19 protein-coding genes are annotated in these 20624 nt (G+C 63.8%); 14 read left to right on the top strand and 5 right to left on the bottom strand.

Annotated elements, in window-relative coordinates; genetic code table 11:
- Positions 1-12: 12 nt before the first annotated feature.
- The 5 genes from rnpA to RCAS_RS25895 form a co-directional block, all read right to left on the bottom strand.
- Positions 13-381 (bottom strand): ribonuclease P protein component, encoded by a 369-nt coding sequence (gene rnpA / locus RCAS_RS07275; RefSeq protein WP_012119947.1) that lies wholly within the window; start codon positions 379-381, stop codon positions 13-15.
- A 63-nt stretch (positions 382-444) separates the two neighbouring features.
- Positions 445-618, bottom strand: a complete 174-nt coding sequence (rpmH, locus tag RCAS_RS07270; protein ID WP_011958657.1) for a 50S ribosomal protein L34 — start codon at positions 616-618, stop codon at positions 445-447.
- Positions 619-792: 174 nt separating this feature from the next.
- Positions 793-2304, bottom strand: a complete 1512-nt coding sequence (locus tag RCAS_RS07265; RefSeq protein ID WP_012119946.1) for a S1 RNA-binding domain-containing protein — start codon at positions 2302-2304, stop codon at positions 793-795.
- Between the two features lie 55 nt (positions 2305-2359).
- Positions 2360-3349, bottom strand: a complete 990-nt coding sequence (locus RCAS_RS25900) for a vWA domain-containing protein (protein WP_012119945.1) — start codon at positions 3347-3349, stop codon at positions 2360-2362.
- Positions 3346-4440, bottom strand: coding sequence for an ATP-binding protein (locus tag RCAS_RS25895; RefSeq protein WP_012119944.1), 1095 nt, complete (start codon positions 4438-4440; stop codon positions 3346-3348). Before RCAS_RS25895 ends, RCAS_RS25900 begins: the two co-directional genes overlap by 4 nt.
- Before the next feature lie 288 nt (positions 4441-4728).
- Here RCAS_RS25895 and RCAS_RS25560 point away from each other — a divergent pair, with 288 nt between their 5' ends.
- From RCAS_RS25560 to RCAS_RS07185, 14 genes are all read left to right on the top strand, one after another.
- Positions 4729-4884 carry a hypothetical protein gene (locus RCAS_RS25560; protein WP_012119943.1) on the top strand — a complete coding sequence of 52 codons (156 nt, stop codon included), beginning with the start codon at positions 4729-4731 and terminating at the stop codon, positions 4882-4884.
- Positions 4881-6755, top strand: coding sequence for a hypothetical protein (locus tag RCAS_RS07250; RefSeq protein WP_012119942.1), 1875 nt, complete (start codon positions 4881-4883; stop codon positions 6753-6755). Before RCAS_RS25560 ends, RCAS_RS07250 begins: the two co-directional genes overlap by 4 nt.
- Before the next feature lie 63 nt (positions 6756-6818).
- Positions 6819-7697: a HEAT repeat domain-containing protein gene (locus tag RCAS_RS07245; protein WP_232280197.1), complete on the top strand. Its 879-nt coding sequence runs from the start codon at positions 6819-6821 to the stop codon at positions 7695-7697.
- A 363-nt stretch (positions 7698-8060) separates the two neighbouring features.
- A complete protein-coding gene (locus RCAS_RS07240; protein WP_012119940.1) occupies positions 8061-8879 on the top strand; it encodes a PIG-L deacetylase family protein in 819 nt (272 codons plus the stop codon).
- Complete coding sequence (locus RCAS_RS07235) at positions 8864-9964, top strand: lipid II:glycine glycyltransferase FemX (protein WP_012119939.1); 1101 nt, start codon at positions 8864-8866, stop codon at positions 9962-9964. The genes RCAS_RS07240 and RCAS_RS07235 overlap by 16 nt, the downstream gene beginning before the upstream one ends.
- 10 nt (positions 9965-9974) lie before the next feature.
- The gene (locus tag RCAS_RS07230) at positions 9975-10244 is read left to right on the top strand and encodes a hypothetical protein (protein WP_012119938.1); all 270 of its coding nucleotides are present in this window, start codon (positions 9975-9977) and stop codon (positions 10242-10244) included.
- Positions 10241-11008 carry an HAD family hydrolase gene (locus tag RCAS_RS07225; RefSeq protein WP_012119937.1) on the top strand — a complete coding sequence of 256 codons (768 nt, stop codon included), beginning with the start codon at positions 10241-10243 and terminating at the stop codon, positions 11006-11008. Before RCAS_RS07230 ends, RCAS_RS07225 begins: the two co-directional genes overlap by 4 nt.
- A gap of 1060 nt (positions 11009-12068) precedes the next feature.
- On the top strand, positions 12069-13271 hold the full coding sequence (locus RCAS_RS07215; RefSeq protein ID WP_408638384.1) for a CAP domain-containing protein: 1203 nt from the start codon (positions 12069-12071) through the stop codon (positions 13269-13271).
- Positions 13272-13329: 58 nt separating this feature from the next.
- The gene (locus RCAS_RS07210) at positions 13330-13959 is read left to right on the top strand and encodes a hypothetical protein (RefSeq protein WP_012119935.1); all 630 of its coding nucleotides are present in this window, start codon (positions 13330-13332) and stop codon (positions 13957-13959) included.
- A gap of 501 nt (positions 13960-14460) precedes the next feature.
- Entirely contained in the window at positions 14461-17109 is a 2649-nt protein-coding gene (locus tag RCAS_RS07205; RefSeq protein WP_157042583.1) for a DUF11 domain-containing protein, read from the top strand.
- Between the two features lie 234 nt (positions 17110-17343).
- Positions 17344-17823: a TadE/TadG family type IV pilus assembly protein gene (locus tag RCAS_RS07200; RefSeq protein WP_049768804.1), complete on the top strand. Its 480-nt coding sequence runs from the start codon at positions 17344-17346 to the stop codon at positions 17821-17823.
- An 87-nt stretch (positions 17824-17910) separates the two neighbouring features.
- A complete protein-coding gene (locus tag RCAS_RS07195) occupies positions 17911-18366 on the top strand; it encodes a hypothetical protein (protein ID WP_232280196.1) in 456 nt (151 codons plus the stop codon).
- 35 nt (positions 18367-18401) lie between these two features.
- Complete coding sequence (locus RCAS_RS07190) at positions 18402-19298, top strand: SAF domain-containing protein (RefSeq protein WP_012119931.1); 897 nt, start codon at positions 18402-18404, stop codon at positions 19296-19298.
- A gap of 53 nt (positions 19299-19351) precedes the next feature.
- Positions 19352-20608 (top strand): ATPase, T2SS/T4P/T4SS family, encoded by a 1257-nt coding sequence (locus RCAS_RS07185; protein ID WP_012119930.1) that lies wholly within the window; start codon positions 19352-19354, stop codon positions 20606-20608.
- Positions 20609-20624: the final 16 nt, after the last annotated feature.

The following is a 20624-nucleotide window of genomic DNA, read 5'->3' as shown; positions in this document are numbered from 1 at the left end:
TGATACACACTGTCAGTCTTTGTCTGGCGTCTCGCTCACCGCCCCCTGCACCACACCGGCGCGTTGAAGCAGGCGCTGCACCAGCGCCTGAAGTTGCGGGAAGGCAATCTCTGCCAGCGCCGGCGAGCGCGCAATGAACACCATATCCCAGCCAGGCGCAATCTGCGGATACAAAAGGCGCACCGCCTCACGCACCCGGCGCCGAATGCGGTTACGGACCACCGCACCGCCCAACCGTTTGGCGACGATGAAGCCACACCGTGAAATACGGCGTCGGTTCGGGGCAGCGTTGAGCATCAACATACCCGCATCCCAGGTTCGACCATCGCGGCGGACCCGTTGATACTGTTCAGGCGTGCGAAGGCGGTAAGCGCGTTTCATCGCAGGCTGTGGGCGAAGCATTTGGAGAGTTGGGGGTATCCCGGCGCCCACAGATCGGCAGGACTACCGATGCCCGCGACGGATCTGACGCCGCTCGTCACTGACGGTCAGACGGTAGCGCCCCTGCAATCGGCGGCGGCGCAACACTGCGCGACCATCTTTCGTTGCCATACGCGCCAGAAACCCGTGCTTACGGCGGCGCGGAATGCGTTTCGGTTGCCATGTTCGCTTGGGCATCGGTACTGACCTCGCAACATCTCCAAACCGGACCGCGTAGAGCGTCCAGCACACCTATCGTTCCTTTTAGAGCGAGCGCCACGACAGGAAATGCGGCGCAACACCCAACCGGCGCGGCAATGCCGCGCCGGTTCTGGCAATTATACTCGTGCTGAAAGCGATATGTCAAGAATCTCAATCGTCGTCGAGTTGTTGGAGCGTGCGACGAATAGCGTCGCGCTGGCGGCGGAGACTCCGGTCTTCCACATCATCGTCATCGTCCTGGCGGCGGCGACGCTCACTGCGGCGCGGTCCGCCGAACTTCGACATCAAATCGTCGAGGGTGGCATTCCCACCAAAATCATCCTCCTCCGGGGAGTAGGCATCGCTGACACGCTCACGCCGCGGCGGGCGCTCTTCACGCGGCGGGCGCCCTTCGCTGCGCACTGCGCGCTCCATGCGCGGTCGCTCTTCCCGCGGTCGTTCCTCACGCGGTCGTTCCTCACGCGGCGGCGGCTCGCGCGGCGTATCCTCCAGCCGCAGGCTCAGGCTGATCCGTTTGCTCTGCGGATCGACATCGAGCACCCGCACCTGCACCTTATCGCCAACCTTGACCGCATCTTCGACGCGCGCCACACGCGCGTTCGACAACTCAGAAATATGCACCAGCCCGTCGCGCCCGACGCCAATATCGACGAACGCGCCAAACGGCGCCAGACCGCTGATCGTGCCTTCGAGAATCTGCCCCTTCTCCAGTTGCTGCAACTTTTGACCACGCTGCGCCCGGCGCAGACTCAGGCTGATGCGAGCGCCCTCGGCATCGACTTCCAGCACCTTGAAGGTATAGGTCTGACCAACCTGCACGACATCCTCAGCCTTTTCGACGCGCCCTTCCGCCAGTTCCGACACATGCACCAGCCCATCCTTGCCGACGCCAATATCGACGAACACGCCAAACGGCGCCAGCCCGGTCACCGTCCCCTCGACATTATCGCCGACGCGCAGCGCAGCAAGTTTATCGTAATCCACCTCGGGCTTCTTTTTGCCGCGACCACTGCGCGGTTCCGCGCCCCGCTCCTTCATGCGCATCGTCAGGCTGATCCGGCGACCATCGGGTTCGACGCTCTTTACCCGCACCTTCACCGTATCGCCAATCTTGACCAGATCACTCGGCGATTCGATACGGGTGTCGCTCATCTCCGAAATATGCACCAGACCGTCGCGCCCGACGCCAATATCAACGAAGATGCCGTAGAGCGCAATCGAGGTGACCCGTCCTTCCAGTTCCATACCGGGCGCCAGGTCCTTCACCCGTCGCGGGCGTCCGGTTGGCGCTTCAGCCGGCGCCTGATAACTTGCGGCTTCGGCAGTACCGGCAGGCGCCGCCGCTTCCGGCGCGACTTCGGCGCTCCCGGTCGGCGGCGTTTCAGCAGCAGGAACCGGCGCTTCCGAGGCGCTTTCCGCCACCGCAGCCGGCGACTCATCGGCGGCGCGGACGGATTCGCGGCTATCGCCGCCATCAGACGACACCGCCACGTCGCTCACATCCGCTGCCGCCCCGGCGCCATCCGGCGTTTCCCCAACAGGGGGAGACTCTATCGACTGCTGCTGAGTTTCCGCGTCCGCCACCGCAACGCCTGCCGCAGTCGGCGCCGAATCGCCCAGCAGTTCATTCCGCTCTTCGACGGGACGCTCCTGATCGGTCATGACCAACCGTCCTCCTGGTTTAGTTACCTGTCCTTTTGTCTATCACAACCCCACACTAGCGTGTGCGGTCACGTAACTCTGCGCGCACCAGATCGGCAAGGCCACGCTCCTGAACATCTTCGAGCCGGTAGTAGCTCCCCTTCAGGTGATGCGCCAGTTGCCGCGCCAGCCCGCGCTCGAAGATCGGATGTTCGGTATCAATCACCACTGCCGGTATCGATTGCGCCGCGATAAAATCGGCCAGCGCATAACTTTCGGCCTGCGGCGGCAGATCGCTCATCGACACATTCGCCTGCCCATCGGTGAGCAACACCAGCAACGGCATCACCTCCGGGTCCTGACGACGCGCGCGTTCCAGCACTTCATACCCCAGCAACAGCCCACGCGAGAGCGGCGTCTTGCCACCGGTCGGCATCTGCTGCAACTGACGCTGCGCCAGATCGACGCTATTGGTCAACGGCAACAGCAGCGTCGCATAATCGCGTTGAAACGAGACCAGCCCCACCCGGTCACGGCGCTGATATGCATCGCGCAAGAGCGACAACACGGCCGCTTTGGTGGCGCGCATTCGCTCCTCAGCCGCCATGCTCCAACTGGCATCGACCACGAAGCAGACCGCATTGCGCGTCTTGCGCACCCGCACCTTCTGACGCAGATCACTCCGGCGCACAATCACCCGCTGTCGCGCAGCGCTCTCGCCACGTTCTGCGCGGCGTCGGCGCTGATAGGGCGCCGCCTGACGCAGAGTCGCGTCCAGCGCCAGATCGGTGATCCGCTCCGCCGGGCGGCTTGTGATATAACGCCCTTGTTTGCGCGTTGTCCGGGTACGACTGCGCCTGCCCGGCGCCCGACGCTGCAACCGGTCGCGCGCGCCTTCGATCTTCTGCGGGCGGAAAGCCGGATCGCTCACAAAAGTTTTACCGCCTTGCGTTGTATCCCCGTCGCCAGAGGACGCCTCCGACTCGGTTGCCGCATGGGCTGGCGGCGGCGGCGCATCGCCATCGTCACTGCTGCGCCGGTCGCCATCCGGCTGCCCGGCGGTCATGCCGTCAACTTTTTTTTTACATACTCGGCGGACGGCGGCGCTTCATCGCCGATCTCGCCTTTCACGCGATCCAGAATCTGCCCGACGCGCGCTTCATCGAGTTTGACCTCCGTAAACGGCTGGCGCCGCATCCGGTGGGGCAGCGCCAGTTCCGCCGCCAGGCGAATATCTTCCACCGTCAGGCGCGCGCGCCCCGACCAGGCGGCGTGGGTGCGCGCCGTTTCGAGAATAGCGAGATCGGCGCGATGCCCATCGACCCCCAATTCGAGCGCCAGCCCCGCCACCGCCGCCATATCGCCGCGCGAAATCGTTACCGCCGGCAGCAGCGCGCGCGCCGCAATAATGCGTTGCGCCAACGCCTCTTCTTCCTGACGCCACCGCACAACGAACGCATCCGGGTCGCTCTCGTATGCCAGGCGCCGCTCGATCACCTCAACCCGACCGACAATATCGGTCAACCCGCTGATCTCGACCACCAGACCGAAGCGATCCAGCAGTTGTGGGCGCAATTCACCCTCTTCCGGGTTCATCGTGCCGACCAGAATAAACCGCGCCGGATGCGACACGCTGATCCCTTCACGCTCGACCGTATTGACCCCCATCGCCGCCGCATCGAGCAGCACATCGACCAGGTGATCATCGAGCAGATTGACCTCGTCCACATACAGTAACCCGCGGTTTGCCTGCGCCAACAACCCCGGCTCAAACCGGCGCTGTCCCTCCGTCAGGGCGTGTTCGAGGTCGAGCGAACCGACGACCCGGTCCTCCGATGCGGCAACCGGCAGTTCCACCAGGCGAGTCGGTCGTTCTTCGACCGGCAACTCCTCACCGCGCCGCAACCGCGCCACACACATCTCACACATCATCGCCGGGCGGTCCGGCGGGCAGCTGTAGGGGCAATCGGCGACGACCGTAATATGCGGCAGGAGGCGGGCAAGCCCGCGCACTGCGGTTGATTTGGCGGTGCCCTTCTCGCCACGGATCAACACGCCGCCGATTCGTGGATTGATCGCATTCAGGATCAGGGCGCGCTTGAGGCGTTCCTGCCCGACCAGCGCGCTAAACGGGTAGATTGGGCGTTCTGATGGCATTCGCGCTATAATGTTCACGCAATACAACGCGCGTTCGGCCGTCAACAGACCGAAGCGCTGCGGTTGGCTCTTGTCTTGACGAACTATCGCACGACCAGCGGTAATACTGAACTGTTCGTGTACCGGACGCGGTCATTGTCGCACAAAGGGCGGCAAAAGTCAAACGCTTCAAACCACGTGAATCGCCGCTTGTGATTGTGGTATAATAGACATCTAGCGCAGCATCGGCGCAAACGTCGGGCTGCGCCTTGTCTGTTTCAATGTCAATGAAGTCAGGGTGGCGGCACGATGGATGGAAGGAACATCACCTACGGGGAAACGGCCATGGACAAATTGGCGCAGCAGGTGCGCGCCATGGGTCAGCCGCAAGACATCCAGAGCCTGACGGAGCGTTATCTGGAAATTTTGCGCGAGTTGGTGCTCGCAGGAGAACAGCAGGCATGACAGCAGGCACAATTGAGCGTCCGACGTTCACCGGCACCGAAGCGCAGCAGGCGCTGGCGGAAGAAATCTATCAATTGATGGCCGCGCAGGGACGCCTCTTTGCCTTCGATGCGCCCATCCGTCAGACGCTGCAAAACCTGGCAGACTTTTACGCCCGGCAGCGCCAGATGGATCCCGCTGAGGCGGCGCGATTGATCGACGAAGCGCTGCGCGCCAATGATCATATCTTTATGCGCCAGGAGACCAACGGCGACGTTGTGTTCATCACCTCGCGCCGCGGTCGGTATATTCCCCCACAGGTCGATACCGTTCACACCTTCAAGCAGCGGCTGTACGAACCGGAAAATCCGCTTCCCGTCGATGACATCAGTGTGGTGGTGACCACCACGCGCCCGGCGCTGACCACGGTCGAACCGGTGTTTATCTCGGAATACTGGCAGCAGCAGGCCGGGCTGATTCCGGTTGTCGTCGAATCAACCGTCGAAACGCCGGTTGAACCGGTTGCGGCAGCGCCGGAAGTGGTGGAACCGGTCAGCCACAGCGTGCTTCTCGAAGAGGAACGCCAGGAGGAACGCCAGATCGCTTCGCCTGCCGAGCCAACACCGCTGAATACGGTGATCGTGCTGCCCAACGGTCTACAGATCGACCTGCGCCGTCCGGTCGATGAATTGATGGCGCAACACGGTCATGCCCTCATGTCGCACCTGCGCGCGGCTATCGAAAACGATCCGCTCCGCCGCCTGGTGCTCTTCGGCAATCAGGCGTTCCCCGAAGCGGCGCTCGTGAGTTTTGGCAAGAACGATCTGCGACGCATTAGCGATTACATCAAGGAAGTCGGCGAACCATTGCTCGATACGCAGATCATCGCCGACATCTTCTATCACAATCCGCGCCAGAGCGATTATGAGGTCTTTCGCTTCGCCCTCAACTATCGCCTGAGCCGCGAAAAGGACTTCGAGTTCGTCGGCATTGAGGGAGCACGCCTCTGGTCGGTGCGCAACCTGCCCGCCATCGGCACTAAGCGGGTCAAGGCGAGTGAAATGGGGCAGATTGCCGGGTATATTGAGGAGGGTTTCGATGATAGCCTGGCGGAGCAGAGCGCCGAATCCATTCGCACCAGCGGGCAGGTCAGCCATATTCTGACGTTCTTTGAGTGGGAGTATGGCATCTTGCCGCTGACGCGCGCACTGGCGGCGCTCCTGCCGCAGCCGCTGCTCGCCGATCAACGCAGCGCGGTGCTGCGCTTCGAATTGCCGCAACACTATGTGAGCACGCTCGTGGAACTGCGCTATCCCACCGGCAATCGCGGCGGGTGGTTGCAGGGTCTCGATACGTTGTTCCACGATTACCTGGTTCCCGGCGCCCTGATTACGCTCATGCGCACCGATGATCCCCGCACCTTCGCCATTACCTATGAGGAACAGGAAGAGACGCAGGATCGTCTGCTGGTGCTCGATGAAACCAAGAAGACGCCCAAATTCACATTTGCCAACATGTCCTACGCCTGTGTCGTCGATACTGATATGCTGGTGAATCAGCAGCAGTACGGGCGCTTGCGCAACCTCAAGGCGTTCCCGATGAATGAGCGACGGAAAGCCGACCTGATGCTCGAACACGTCTTCGAGATTATCGGCGCACCGGTTGGGACGCGCGCGGAACCAAAGTATGCCGCTGCGTTCGAGACGCTGTTCGTCGCTCTGAATGTGTTGCGTCCCGCATCGCGCGAGTATCTGACCCATCTGCTCACCGAGGGCGACGATTTCACTCCCGATGAGAGCCGTCCGGGATGGTGGTTCTATACGCCGCCACCGTCGCTCGAACAGGAAGAAGACGAGGATCAGGACGACGAGGATTTCGACGACGAGGAGTGACCAACACCAACTATGGACCTTGCCGCTCATCTGCGGACCCTTGCAGCGCGCGAGCATTTGTCGATGCGTGAACTGCGCTCCCTCTCCGGACTCGACCCGCACGACCACGCAACGGTCTGGACGGAGTGGCAGCGCATTCCCGTCGGGCGACGCATCGAAATCGCCCACGCGATGGTCGAACTCGCTGAGGACAATATCGACCTCGATTTCACGGTGATGTTCCAGTGGTTGCTCGACGATGCCGATGCGACGGTTCGCGCCAGCGCCATCGAAGGGTTGTGGGAGTGCGACGGTCTGCCGGTTCTGCGGCGAATGCTGGCGCTCCTCCACGACCCTGCCGGGCAGGTGCGCGCCGCAGCGGCTATGGCGCTCGGGCGCTTCGCCTACATGGCGGAAATCGAAGAGATCGATGCGGTGTATGGTCAGCAGGTGCACGATGCGTTGCTGGCGCTGATCCGCGATCCGGCGCAACCGACCGAGGTGCGTCGCCGCGCTATCGAGAGCGCTGGCTATTTCGCCGCCAGCGATGCAGTGCAACAGCAGATCGAACTGGCATATGCCAGTTCTGATCAATTGATGCGCGAAAGCGCTCTTACAGCAATGGGGCGTTCGATGCTGCCACGCTGGCTCCCGATTGTCAGCCGCGAACTCGAAAGCCCTTCCCCGGCGTTGCGCTACGAAGCCGCGCGCGCCGCCGGCGAAATGGCAGACCTGGCGCGTTCACTGGTGGCGCGTGTCGTTCGTCTCTGCAACGATGCCGACACTGAGGTGGCGCTGGCGGCGATCTGGGCGCTCGGTCAGATCGGCGGCGAAACGGCGCGCCGCACCCTGCAACGCATCAGCGGTAGCGACGATGAAGCGCGCAGCCAGGCAGCCGCCGAAGCGCTCGATGAATTGACGCTCGAAGAAGGTTTCTCCGGCGGCGACTGGCGCAATAACTAGGATACGTCGGCGGACGTTTCCACCGGGTTTTCGCCAGCGCTTGAGGCCGTTCTCCGGCGGCATCCGCCAGAGGCGAACGTGCGCTCTGGCGTACTGTTGTCAAGCTCGCCTGCGTGGGTTTCAACGAGCAATACCGGGTTCTTTTCAAACCATTGTTGTCTCAATGACTGCGCATTAGAGCCTATTCGGAAACGATCATTGGGCAGGTGAAGTCAAAAATCGCCGCCGTTTGTTGAAACGTCCACTTTCACGGAAACGATTGTTAGGGAGGCGAAGGCTTTGCCTTCGCTTCCCCGGTCGCACTTCAGATTCGTGTCAGCATAGCAAACGCAAGGACGCGAAGACGCAAAGACAGAAGACACGATGGTGAAACGTTGCGTCTTCGCGTCGGAGATGACTGCTCACGTGATCGGTCTCGATGTCAATCTGGCGCGCTATGATCGCGTGTATCTCTCGCCGCACCTCGACGATGCTGCGTTGTCGTGCGGCGGGGCAATCGCTGCGGCGCCCCAACAGGCGCTGGTGATCACGCTCTGCACTGCGCCTCCGCCACCCGGCGTGATCTTCAACGCGGTGGCGGTCGAGTTTCACGCCGAATGGGGACTCGCACCGGACGAGGTGCTGCGCGCGCGACTCGCCGAAGATGCCGCCGCCATGGCAATCCTGGGTGTCGATTATGTCTATGCCGGCTGGCTCGACGCTATCTATCGCGTTCCAGAGGCGTATCATAGTCGCGCCACACTCTACCGCCCTCCGGTTCCCGACGATCCATTGCTGCCACAGGTGCGCGACCTGCTCACCATGCTGGTCGAACGCGCGCCACAGGCGACGATCTACGCGCCACTCGGCATTGGTCATCACGTCGATCACCTGGCAGTCTTCCAGGCGGCGCTTGCCTGCCCGCCCGATCGTATTGCGTTCTATGACGACATTAACTACGCGCTGATCGCCGGCGCCGTTGAGCAACGCCTGGCTGAGGTTGCGACGCCTCTTGCCGCTGAACTCATCCTGTTCGATCCATCGGCGCTACGGGCGAAAATCGCGGCAATCGCCGCGTATCGCAGCCAGATGGCGGCGCTCTTCGGCGGCGCAACGGCGATGGAAACGGCAATTACGGCATATCATGCGGCGCTGGCGCAGGATCGCAACGGGTATGCCGAACGGATATGGCGAAACACGTGATTGAGCAGCATCCAGAACACGCAATTGCGGTCGCCGCGGCGAGCGTGGTCATACCTGATCGGGCATCCTGGGATGCGTTCGTTCTGGCGCATCCCGACGGTCATCTGCTGCAATCGTCGGGGTGGGGCGCGCTGAAAGCGCGTTTCGGCTGGAAACCGCACCTGCGCGCGGTCGTTGCCGACGGCATCATTCGGGCAGGCGCACTGGCGCTGGAAAAGCAGCGGTTTGGACTGAGCGCCCTGTACCTTCCGCGCGGGCCGCTCTTCAGCGGCGACAGGCGCCTTGATGCGTTGTTGCTCGATGATCTGGCGCGCCTGGGGCGCCGTCGCCGCGCTGTGTTCGTGCGCGTCGAACCCAATCTGACCGAGGATGATGCGCGCGCTGCTGCACTGCACGCCATGCTGATCGACCGCGCTATGCACCCAATGGCGCCCATTCAGCCACGCAGCACCATCCATCTCGATCTGACGCCGGAACCTGAACGTCTGTTGGCGGGCATGAGCAAAGGGCACCGCGCCGACATCAAACGCGCCGCGCGGGAAGGGGTGGCGGTGCGGGAAGGAGACCCTTCCGCCGATCTCGACGCCTTCTACGCCATTGTGCGGGAAACCGGCGCGCGCGCCCGATTCGCCATTCACGCGCGCGCGTACTACGCAAGCGTCCTGGAACTCTTTGGCGACGCGGTGCGCCTGTGGCTGGCAGAACGCGACGGCGCGCCGATTGCAACGGCGATGACGGCAACGTGGGGAACAACGGCAATCTATCTGTACAGCGGTTCGACGACCAAAGGGTTACAGTGCGGCGCCCAGCATGCCATTCAGTGGCGCGCAATCCAGTGGGCGCGCGCGCGCGGCGCTGCCCGTTACGATTTCTGGGGTATTCCCGACGCGCTCGGGCAGGCAGCCGCAGCCGCCGATCCCGCCGCGCGCGCGCGCCTCGAAGCAGAGGCGGAGCACGACCCGCTCTACGGCGTCTATCGCTTCAAAAAAGGATTTGGCGGCGTGACGATCCGCTACCTTCCGGCATATGATTGTGTGCGCATTCCATTGTTGTACACACTCTGGCAACGACGCATGCACGCATAGAGGAACAGGGATGGACCCAGAGGAGAACCTGACGCTCGATGAAGCGCGGCGCCTGATTGCCTATCTTCAAGCCGAACTCGAACGCCAACGCGCGCTGAATGCTGAAATGCGCCGCGCCGTGGCCGACATGGCGCGCGCGTTCCAGGAGTCGCTGGCGCTGTCGCACCAGGCGGCGCAAGAGGGCGATCTGGAGCGGGTGCGGCAGATTGTGATCGAAAATCGGCGCGTCTGGCAAGATTGGTTGCGGCAGATCGTCGAGGCGGCAGAGAGGAAGCCATGATCCGGGCGGTGGTGTTCGATATGGGCGGAACACTGCTCCGGTATCCGCGCCCCGGCAACGGAACCTGGCGTGAGTCCGAGGAGCGCGGCATCCGCAGGCTGTATCACTACCTGGTGACACAGGGGCATCCGATTGCCGCTGAAGAAGAAACGTTCGTCGCGCGCATGTTCGAGCGGTTGGCGCAGGGATGGGAACAGGCAACCGGCGGGCGCATTAATCTGCGCGCTATGGACTGGATCGCCGCAGGCGCCGCCGACCATGATCTAACGCTCTCCGATGGCGCGCTCATGGAAGCGGTTCACCACTATGCCCGCCCGCTGCGCGATGGAGTGACTGCTATGCCAGGAGCGGCAGCGACTCTGGCGGCGCTGCGCGCGCGCGGCGTGCGCATCGGTCTGATCTCCAATACCATCTGGCCCGGCGATCTGCACCGTGAAGACTTGATCGCACTGAGGTTGTGGCAGTATATCGAATATGCCGTTTTCTCCGGTGATTTCGGCATCTGGAAGCCCCATCCCCAGGTCTTCCTGCACGTGCTCGACCATCTTGGCGTCAACCCCGCAGATGCCGTCTTCGTCGGCGACAATCCAAAGGAAGATGTGCGCGGCGCGCAGCAGGCTGGCATGCGCGCCCTTTGGGTGCGTAGCCTGGAGTTTCCCCTACTGCCCAACATCCTTCCCGATGCTGTCGTCGAAAACCCCGGCGAGATTGTGCCGCTCCTGGATGCCGCCGGCGAACTGCCGCCTCTGCAACAGGCGCAGTGACCGAACTCCTCTACCCCCTTCCACATCGCGCGCACGCCTGCATTGTCTGCTCCGAGTATCAGAATGCCTGAACTCCCTCTCGCTATCGGCGCTTTAAGGGCGGACCGAACCCCCGCGCGAACATCGGCACGCTCACCGTGGGACGGTCGCGTGCGCGGCGCCGGTCTCCCCGCTCCCGCGCGCGCGAGAGGGGCAGGGGGTGAGGGGATCGCTTCGCCGCATGCGGCGGTGGCGCGGTGAGGGGATCGCTTCGCCGCATGCGGCGGTGGCGCGGTGAGGGGATTGCTTCGCCGCCTGCGGCGGTCTTGTAATGCCCGCGAACACCCGCAGGGGAGGCGGGATTGCTTCGACCGGCTGCGCCGGTCTCGCAATGACAGAGTGCTTCGACCGGCTGCGCCGGTCTCGCAATAACAGAGTGCTTCGACCGGCTGCGGCGGTGGCGCGGTGAGGGGATGGCTTCGCCGCCTGCGGTGGTGGCGCGGTGAGGGGATGGCTTCGCCGCCTGCGGTGGTGGCGCGGTGAGGGGATGGCTTCGCTGCCTGCGGCGGCTCGCAATGACTCGTTGGGGTGAGGATACAACGGCGCATCCCAACGCCATGCCTGCCCGCTCTGCGCATGCGCGCGGTCCGCCCTTGAACGCACGCAGGAGCGGGGCAGATGGGAGAAGACAAACAAGGCGTCGGGATGCAGCAAACATTTCCGAACCAGAACACAGAATCGCCTGCGCGTTCATCGCGCCGCGCTGTAAGCCCCCCGTACCATTGCCTGCCATCACCTGGAACCATCGTGTGACGTGGTTGGTCTTCACAACTCTGCCGCAGCGGGCTATACTGCGGCGCAGAACCGGAAGCGGCGCAATGGGAAAGACGAGCCGCGATATGCAGACGGCGTTCGGGCGCGAAGCTGCGGCTTCGCCAGCGCGAACGCCGTTGCGTTGTGCGCGACCGGCGCATACGGCGTCTGGTTGCAGAATGGAAACTGTTGTGCGCTATGATGCAACCATATCATGGAGCAGTTTGATTCTTGGAGGTGTCGCATCATGCCCGCATTACCGGTTCGCATCGTCGTCATCCTGGTTCTCGCCGCCTTTCTGAGCCTCTCGCTCGACGCCGCAGCGCGCGTCCGTCCCACGCCCGCCGCGCCGCTGGCGTTTCCGACTTCGACGTTGGCGTTCCCGACTCCGTCTGATGATTCGGTCGCCGTTCCATTGGCGTTTCCGACTCCGCCAGCGACGCCGCCCGCCGCGCCGCTTGCGTTCCCAACTCCGCCGGTGACGCCGCCCGCCGCGCCGTCGGCGTTTCCGACCTCGCCGGCGGACCCGGTCGCCGCGCCGCAGAGCGCGCCGCTCACCGTCTATCTGCCGCTCATCGCGCGCCCGGAGCCGTATCCCCCGGCGCGCCGCGACATCGAACTTGAGTTTATTCGCCTGATCAACCTGGAGCGCGCCGCCCTCGGTCGCCGCGCCCTGCGCGAAGAGCCGCGCCTGACCCAAGCCGCGCGCCGCCTGGCCTACGACCTCGCCGCGCGCGGCACAGGCGGTCACATCGGCTCGGACGGCTCAACGCCCGCCTCGCGCGCGCGCGACGCCGGCTATCCCTGGTGGACGGGCGAAGTTGGGCTGGGCGCCGCCGTCGACGCCGCCGATGCGGTGAAGATTTACCGCAGCAGCCCGCCGCACTGGGACATCCTCATGAACCGTGACAGCACCGTCATCGGCGTCGGCGTCGCGCCGGTGCTCGTCGGTCCGTTCGCCGGCTGCTGCGTCGCCATCCCGGCGATGCTCGGCGTCGATCCGCCGCCGTCGGAAGGCGAGGTGGTCGCGGCGCTCCTGGCGCGCATCAACGCGCTGCGCGCCGAGCGCGATCACAACGCGCCGCCGTTGACCCTCAACGCCGCGCTCAACGCCGTCGCCCGCCGCGTCGCCGACGACCTGACCGCCCGAAACGTCTGCGGGACCCTTCCATCGCACGGTCCGCTCACCCTCGACGACTGGGCGCGCGACGCCGGGTATGGAGGCAGCGTCACCACGCGGCACAACGTCACCTGTCCCTATGACCCGGTGCAGCTCCCCTGCGGACTCGATGCGTCCTTCGGCGGCGCGTCCGCCGATGAGGTCGCGCGGCGTATCATGGAGTACGGCGCAGCGGGGGAGCCCTGCTCCGGGAACTTCAGTCATAACCGGCTCGCCGACTCGACGCAAACTGACGTCGGCGTCGTCTTTTACCGCTGGGGCGCGGTCGTCGTCACCGGTCGCCGTCCCTGATCGTTATTCGGCGGGGGTGCGCCGTGCGGCGCGCCCCCCTCGTACAAACGGAGGATGCATGGTTCGTCTCATCCTGCAACGCAATCGCCTGACCTTGCTGACCTTCGTGGTCATCCCCGCCGCCATCGCGGCGATAGCGGCGGCGTGGCTGCTTCGTCCGCAGGCGACGAGCGGGTCGCCCCTCGGCGACCCGAACGCGCCGGTCGTCGCCGCGACGCCCGCCCCGTTCGTCGGCGGACAGCCGCCGATCGCGCGCCCCGCCGCCGTGCCGGTCGAAGCGTATCGCGCCGATGGCGCCCCCCCGCCGGACGCTCCCGCCAACTTCATCGAGGCGCGCATGCCCGATGCGCGCTATCACGACGCGGCGTTCGCCGCCGTGCAGTGCGCCGTCGGACGCCCCTTGACGCGCGACCCGGCGCTCGACGCCCTCGCCGTCGAAGCCTGGCGCGCCGCCGTGCGCAGCGGCAATCAAGGGAACTATGCATTGTTGGAAAAGAACAACCTTCGCTTCATCCAAATGGTGCCTGTCGAGCGCCCCACGCAGTCGTCGTCCGACGCATGCCTTTTCGGTGGAGAGGACATGCGCGCCCAATTCGGCGATCTTCAGGATATCACGTCGGTCGGCGTCGCCGTCTTTCCTTACGAAGGCGACTATCCGTTTATGACCTTGGTCGTCGTCGGACGTTGATTGCGCTCGTTGAGCGCACCCAAGGAGCGCGCTATGCCATCATCACATACGCCTTCACCCGAGCACAAGCGCCGCCGTGCGCATCTCATCGCGCTGCTGCTCGTTCCGCTGATCCTTGCGCCGTTGATCGTCATGCCGCAAGGAACCGAAGCGCAAACATGGGATCCGCCTTGGCCAGTTGAATCTGGATGGAGTACGCGATCACCGCAACAACAAGGATGGACCAAAGCCGACTCGATCGGCGGCGGATGCAGGCAAAACGGCAGACGAACGGATTGCTCGTCATATATCGCTGGCAGTCCAGAAGATTTGTATGAGTTGGTTTCCAGGAGGCAGCCGCGCGGTGCGTGTGAATCGCTCGGATGCGGACCGGCGGAACCGGGTGACGCACCGGTCGTGGTCTCGCGCGATCAATGCACCGTTGACGGCGTCTTCCTGCGATGGCCGCGCGGAATATGGCATTATGGCGCCCGTTTTGCTTCAAGGGACGAGTCGAGGACTGTGACGCTGTACCGTGAGGACGGAACTCCATATCGGGTGCTCCAGTCTCGCACGATCTGGCGGGGTCCGATGGGTGAGCACCGCGCCTTCTGGCATAACGACTCCTGTGAGCCTCCTGCCGGCTGGTCGCCGCAAACGCCGACGTTGCCGGGCGGCGGGGTTCCGACATCCCCGCCGGGAACAGGAACGGGGACGACGCCGACGCCGCCGCCGCCGACGGAGACGCCGCCGCCGGAGACGCCGACGGAGACGCCGGGGCAGTGCATTCCGAATCCGCAGCACGCGCCGCCGATCATGTTGTTTGAGGACAACCGACGGTACACGGAACCTCCGCCCGCTCCGGAATACCAAAAGTTGCCGAACGCCTGGGTCGGCGCCGGTAATCTCGCGGCGTACTATGACCCCACGCCGAATGACGAGTATATGCCGTTCGACAGCTATCGGAGGCACACGCCGGAAGATTCAAGTCCCACGCACCCTGTGACCGGAATTTACAAATGGGGAGAACCATGGAACGGCGTCCTTCGCCAGGAAAGGGCCTACGGGAACCAAGGGCAATATCTGGGGTATGTCTCCAACATCTACACCCAAGTCATCCGACAGATGCCGGACGCGAGTCTCTGGCAGCGCGTGAGGGCGGGACATCGCGTGATGGTGCGGTTCGACCCCCTGGACACGGCTTTTTCCCCGCCAGGAAAGCTGATTGGATCGAACGCATACTCCGACAACCCGCTCACCCGGAAACGCAGGCTCATCTATGCCCTGCAAGACTTGGGTCCCAACATGCGTCCAGAAGGCGGCGACGACGTCCTGCTCGCCTGGCTGGTGCTGGATGATGCGCCAGATCCGTTTGTGGCGCAATGGCCGCCACAGCGGATGCGCACCCAGACGAGGTGGTTTGGCTATGCCGGGTATTATCCGAACACCCGCAGCCCCGTTCCGTCGGACGTGCTCGGCGTCAACGCCGGGTTCCTGGACGACGATCGTGAATGGAATCTTCAGGCGTATCGCAAGCAAGACGCCCAGCACTATATCAACGTCTTGGCCGGCAGAGTGTTCACCTATGCGGGGAGGGACAGCGTGCGGCCGGCTCCTTGGCCGTATCTTGGGGCGCAGGGCGGGTCGACGTATGAAAATCACTCCGCGCTCTGGCTCTGGCCGCCGCCGTACGAGGGGCTGTCGGACATTAATTTCTACTTTGTGCCGCAGCCCAATCGCGTCTATCGCGCGTTCGCCGTGTCCGTCGCGCCCATCTGCGACGAAGAGTACTACACAGGGTCGATGCTGGTCTTCACGACCGGAGGCGACGCCGACATCGCGCTGAGCAAGAGCGCGCCAGAAGAGGCGGTGCGCGAGCAGGGCATGGGGTATGCGCTGACCGCGCGCAATATCGGCTCGGAGGCGGCGCAGAACGTCGTGATCGAAGACGCGCTGCCGGAAGGAGTGACGTTCGTGTCGGCGGACCCGCCGCCGAGCGAGGTCAGCGGACGAACGCTGCGTTGGAATCTCGGCGCTGTTCCCGCCGGGGAAGCGCGCGACATTCAGATTAATGTCAACATTAACGCAGATGCGCCGGACACGCTGACCAACGTGGCGACGGCGACGGCGACGAATGACGTCAATGCCGCCAACAACCGCGCAGAAGCGACGACCCGGCTGGTGCGCACGAACGTCGGGGTGCGGATCACGGCGACGCGCCTGGCGCGTCCGGGCGACTCGCTGAGCGTCACGATCGACTACTTCAACGACTCGGACCGCGAGGCGCGCAACGTCACGCTGACGTACCGCCCGCCGTGGGGCGCGCATCTGGTCTCGCTCTCACGCGCCGAGTCGTCGCGCGCCGGCGACGGGACGCTCATGTGGACGTTCGAGACGCTGTCGGCGGGCGCGTCGGGGCGGATAACCGCGCAATTGCGCGCGTTCCGCGAGGATGAGGCGGCGGCGCTGCCGGCGATGCTGCTGCACCGCGCGGTCATTTCCACGAGCCAGGACGCCAATCCGCTCGACAACCAGGCGGAAGCGGCGACGGCGCTGCTGGTGATGCCGCGACCAGGCGGGGAGCATCGGCTGCGCATTCACTCCGAGTTCGACCGGCGCCAAGGAGTGTACCGCACGGAGACGGCGAACTTCACGTGGCCGAGCGGCGAAACGCTCTTCTTTACGCCAGAGATTCTGCTGCGCGAGCCGCCGCTGCCGGCGCCGCCGGTGTACTACGCGCGGCAGCGGATTGTGGCGTGGAGTTTCACCGGGTCGGGCGGACTGAACCTGACGAGCGGAAGCGGGTGTCGGGCGCGCGAGCAGCCGCAAGCGGCGGAGACGGAGCATGCCGACCTGAGCCGCATGCGCGGGTGCGTCTATCGCTACTATAGCGAGACGCCGGGTGCGACGACGATGCGCGGACAGGGACGCCTGTACTGGTCGGCGTTCGCGCCGTCGAGTCTGGCGGAGGCGACCTACGGCCTCTGGCCGCTGCCGGACGGCGGGGTGACCGACCTGCGCATTCAGTATGCGGTGTTGGTGGAGTTGGTGGAGACGGGGGCGTATGACCTGGACGGCGACGGGCGCGGCGACAGCGTGCTCGACCGGGCGACGTTCGTGCAGGACGCGACCTATCGGGTGACGCTGGTCGTGCCGCGTGATGTGCGGTGAGACGACAAAAGAGCGCTGAGCACGCCGTGTGATACGGGGTAAGACCGGAGAGTGGAAGGCATGAACGTTGCAGGTGGAAAGGGCGCGACTTCCCGGCACAACGCCACAACCGATACCAAACGGTCACAGGAAGTCAGGAAGGGCAGGAACGCCCACAGCGCCATCGCCGGTCACAACAGGTCCAGACAGCGAAGGGACATCGGCACACAAGAAGCGTCCCTCCGGGAGGATGATATGGTCAAACACGCATACATCGTCGCCCACAGGCATGTGCGCGAACCCCGCCGGGGACAGGCGCTCATCGAGATGGCGCTCGTGCTCACCGTGCTGCTAGTCATCATTTTCGGCGGAGTTGCGGCACTTCAGGCGATTGGCGCGCACTATACCGTGAACCAGGCAGTGCGAGTGGCAGCACATCAGGCAGCGCTGCGTGGCTCGACCGGCGGATTGGCGTATGACCGCGATTATCCATTGGCGACTGCGCCGGGACCGGTGGCGGACGCAGCGCGCATAGCCTTTGCCGGGAGCGTGTTCGTCGAGCCGCAGCACGCAACAATCAGGGCGCATTGTTCAACACATCCGTGCCGCCGCTATAGCGACATTACTGTCACAATCCGCTATCAGGCGGACGTCTGGACGCCAATTCCCGGATTGACCGATATTCGGGTCCATCGTAGCGCCACGCGCGCAGCGGAACAGGACACGCAAGACTGATGGCATCAGGGGGAAGTCATGGAACAACAGTGCAACAGACCGCAAAACAGGCTTCTATCTCGTCGCGCAGAACGAGGGCAATCGCTGGTGTTCATCGCGCTGGTGCTGGCGTTCCTCACACCATTCGTCTTCACCGTGATCGAGTTTAGCGAGCGGCAGCTTGAGGTGGCGCATATGGAAGATGCCCTCCAACAGGCGACGCGCTCGGCGGTGCAGTTGTTCGATTATGAATGCCTGGCGCGCAACAGTCAGCGTATCGATGAGGAACGCGCTGTGCAAACAGCAAAACGCGCATTCGTGAACAATATCGGCACAGTGCTGGGGCTTGCCGAGGACTCGGAGACGCTCGCGCAGCGAGTGACCTGGCGCGTCCTGCCGCAGGGCGGTTCGTGCCGGTTCAGCAATGAGCAAACCATAACATTCGATCAGCCGGCAGTGTGCGCCGAAGTGCGCCCAACGATGACCGGTTTCGGTCTGCTGGGATATGTGCCATACCAACCGCTCATTACAGCCGCAGCCACTCTTGATCGCCTGGATCGATAGGTCATCATCGTGTCAGTTCAGAAACGGAGAAACGCATGTCTTCAAGTCTCTCAACGCCATTGAGCAGCGCCCTCACCCCGAAAAAGTCGCACGTCCTTCCGGCGCTGCTGTTCATCATCGGAATTGCGGCATCGCTGGCCGCAGCCGCCTATGGTTACATCGAAAGCCGCCGCACCGAGCGTGTGATCATTGCTGCTCGTGACGTTCCCTACGGACAGCAGATCACCATCGACGATCTCGCAATCATCGAATTGCCGTTGCACCGTCCGATACAGGTGGCGGGCATCACCGATCCAAATATCGTGATCGGGCAATATGCGACACGCCAGATCGGAACGAACGACCTGCTCAACCCTGGCATGCTATCGCCAGACCCGCCAGATGAGCCAGTGTATCCAAACGGGCGCAAACTCGAGCGCAATATGGTGCCGGCGCCTTTCGCACTGACCGGCGTGGGACCGATCACCGACCGCGACCGATTGAATATCGGGTTTATCGCCGATGATCCCTCGCTATGCGACCGGGCGCGCGCCGACGCCCCGCAGGGAACAGTGCTCGAAATCCCATCAACCGCGCTGGTGGCGCCGGAGGGAATGCGGGCATATGCCTGCCGCTGGATGTCTGGCATCCCTGTGCTCTACATTGAAGGAGAGATTGCGTATCTGGAGATGACCCCCGCGCAAGCGCATGCGTTGCGGGCGCTTCAGGCGGCGCAAGTGGCGCTATGGGCGGAACGTTATGGCGCCACCAGCGATCCGTTGCAGTATCTGGACCGCCTCGACGCGGCGCAGGTCATTCTGCCCGATCTGACGCGCCCGGTGACCGAAACGCTGCGTATTGAGCCACAGATCGTCTCTGGCGCGAACGCGCCTGCGCCCGGCGTAACCACCCCTCTTCCCGGCGCGCCGATTTCATCCCGCTCCGACGAATAATCTGCGATCCAGCCATCACTGGCAGATACCGTCGCTGTAAAGGAGACCTTCCTATGGACGGGCTTTTTGTCGCCAAAAACGGACAAGAAAACGAGATGTTGTCTCTCGAAGAACATCGAAAGGGCGTTTCCGACGCTCCTGCCACTCCTGAAGAACGCCTCGCCGAACTGCGCTTCTGCCAGCAGACCGGTCGGTTGCGCGACTGGCAGCGACCCATCGCCGAAACAATGCGCCGCGCCGGTCTTGGCAACGGGTACGCCATTGCAGAATGGTCGGCGATTGCCTGGTACGGTCCGCTCGACTCCTGGCTGCACCCCGGATCGCGCGTGTCCGACATGTTTATCGACGGACCGGATCACGCGATGGTGGTCGTTGAGGACGGGAACCGTACCGACACTGGCATCCGCGTCTGCGACGAGTGGTTGCGCTGGACGCAGCGCCAATTGGCGCTGCGGGCTGGATTTGTCACCGCCGATCATCCTGATGATTGGCGCAGTGACGATGGACGAGTCGTTCACGCGCTCTACGGCACAGCCGACCAGCGGCTGCGTTTTGCCATCACCCGCCCACCATACACCCCGGACGGCGCTACAGTCGCTGTGCGCGTCCTCCCTGCGCGTTGGCAAACCATCGATGATCTCGTGCAACAAGAGACGGGCGTCCTTCCCCGTGAAGCCGCCGAACTGTTGCTCGAAGCCATTCGGCGCGGCGTCACGCTTCTGATCGCTGGCGGCGCGGGCAGCGGTAAGACAACCCTCACGGCAGCGCTGCTTCAGGCAATTGCTGCTGAGAAGCGCATCATCATCATCGAAGACGCTCGTGAACTGCCGCTGCCGCCCTATGGAATGGCGGTGGAAGTTCTGCGCAGCCGGAGCAGTTTTGCCGGTTGTGTGCGACTGACGCTGCGCCAGCGCCCCGATCTGATCGTCCTTGGGGAAGTCCGCGGTCCCGAAGCCCTGGCGATGCTCGAAGCCGCTGCGACCGGGCATCCCGGCATCTGCACGATCCACGCGCCAGATGCGCTCACTGCACTGCGCAACCTGGAGCGGTTCGCCACACTCGACGGACTGGCATCACCGGGGATCGTGCGCGGACTGATGACGAGTGGCGCCGCACCGTTGATTGCGCTCCACATCGGAACCTATGGCGGGCGCCGGCGTGTCGGGCAGATCATCGAGGTGATCGTCACCAGTGGCAGTCAGGCAGGCGAAACTCTGCCGCACAACACCCTGTTCGCCTTCAATCCTGCCACAAACCGGCTCGAACGGAAATACCCCGTCCAGGGCGCGTGGGGCAAGGGTCGGCTGTAGAACCCGATTTTCCAAC

Origin of the sequence: Roseiflexus castenholzii DSM 13941 (assembly GCF_000017805.1) — a bacterium.
In the GTDB taxonomy this organism is placed as follows: domain Bacteria; phylum Chloroflexota; class Chloroflexia; order Chloroflexales; family Roseiflexaceae; genus Roseiflexus; species Roseiflexus castenholzii.
The sequence above is the reverse complement of the archived record's forward strand: the minus strand, read 5'-3'. Positions and strand labels throughout refer to the sequence as shown.

What these genes read in the sequence shown, in the direction of transcription:
- RCAS_RS07265 (WP_012119946.1), bottom strand. Translation starts at nt 2,304, where the DNA reads ATGACCGATCAGGAGCGTCCCGTCGAAGAGCGGAATGAACTGCTGGGC.
- RCAS_RS07245 (WP_232280197.1), top strand. Translation starts at nt 6,819, where the DNA reads ATGCGTGAACTGCGCTCCCTCTCCGGACTCGACCCGCACGACCACGCA.
- RCAS_RS25895 (WP_012119944.1), bottom strand. Translation starts at nt 4,440, where the DNA reads ATGCCATCAGAACGCCCAATCTACCCGTTTAGCGCGCTGGTCGGGCAG.
- RCAS_RS07200 (WP_049768804.1), top strand. Translation starts at nt 17,344, where the DNA reads ATGGTCAAACACGCATACATCGTCGCCCACAGGCATGTGCGCGAACCC.
- RCAS_RS07225 (WP_012119937.1), top strand. Translation starts at nt 10,241, where the DNA reads ATGATCCGGGCGGTGGTGTTCGATATGGGCGGAACACTGCTCCGGTAT.
- RCAS_RS07230 (WP_012119938.1), top strand. Translation starts at nt 9,975, where the DNA reads ATGGACCCAGAGGAGAACCTGACGCTCGATGAAGCGCGGCGCCTGATT.
- RCAS_RS07210 (WP_012119935.1), top strand. Translation starts at nt 13,330, where the DNA reads ATGGTTCGTCTCATCCTGCAACGCAATCGCCTGACCTTGCTGACCTTC.
- RCAS_RS07250 (WP_012119942.1), top strand. Translation starts at nt 4,881, where the DNA reads ATGACAGCAGGCACAATTGAGCGTCCGACGTTCACCGGCACCGAAGCG.
- rpmH (WP_011958657.1), bottom strand. Translation starts at nt 618, where the DNA reads ATGCCCAAGCGAACATGGCAACCGAAACGCATTCCGCGCCGCCGTAAG.
- rnpA (WP_012119947.1), bottom strand. Translation starts at nt 381, where the DNA reads ATGAAACGCGCTTACCGCCTTCGCACGCCTGAACAGTATCAACGGGTC.
- RCAS_RS07185 (WP_012119930.1), top strand. Translation starts at nt 19,352, where the DNA reads ATGGACGGGCTTTTTGTCGCCAAAAACGGACAAGAAAACGAGATGTTG.
- RCAS_RS07240 (WP_012119940.1), top strand. Translation starts at nt 8,061, where the DNA reads ATGGTGAAACGTTGCGTCTTCGCGTCGGAGATGACTGCTCACGTGATC.
- RCAS_RS07190 (WP_012119931.1), top strand. Translation starts at nt 18,402, where the DNA reads ATGTCTTCAAGTCTCTCAACGCCATTGAGCAGCGCCCTCACCCCGAAA.
- RCAS_RS07235 (WP_012119939.1), top strand. Translation starts at nt 8,864, where the DNA reads ATGGCGAAACACGTGATTGAGCAGCATCCAGAACACGCAATTGCGGTC.
- RCAS_RS25560 (WP_012119943.1), top strand. Translation starts at nt 4,729, where the DNA reads ATGGATGGAAGGAACATCACCTACGGGGAAACGGCCATGGACAAATTG.
- RCAS_RS25900 (WP_012119945.1), bottom strand. Translation starts at nt 3,349, where the DNA reads ATGACCGCCGGGCAGCCGGATGGCGACCGGCGCAGCAGTGACGATGGC.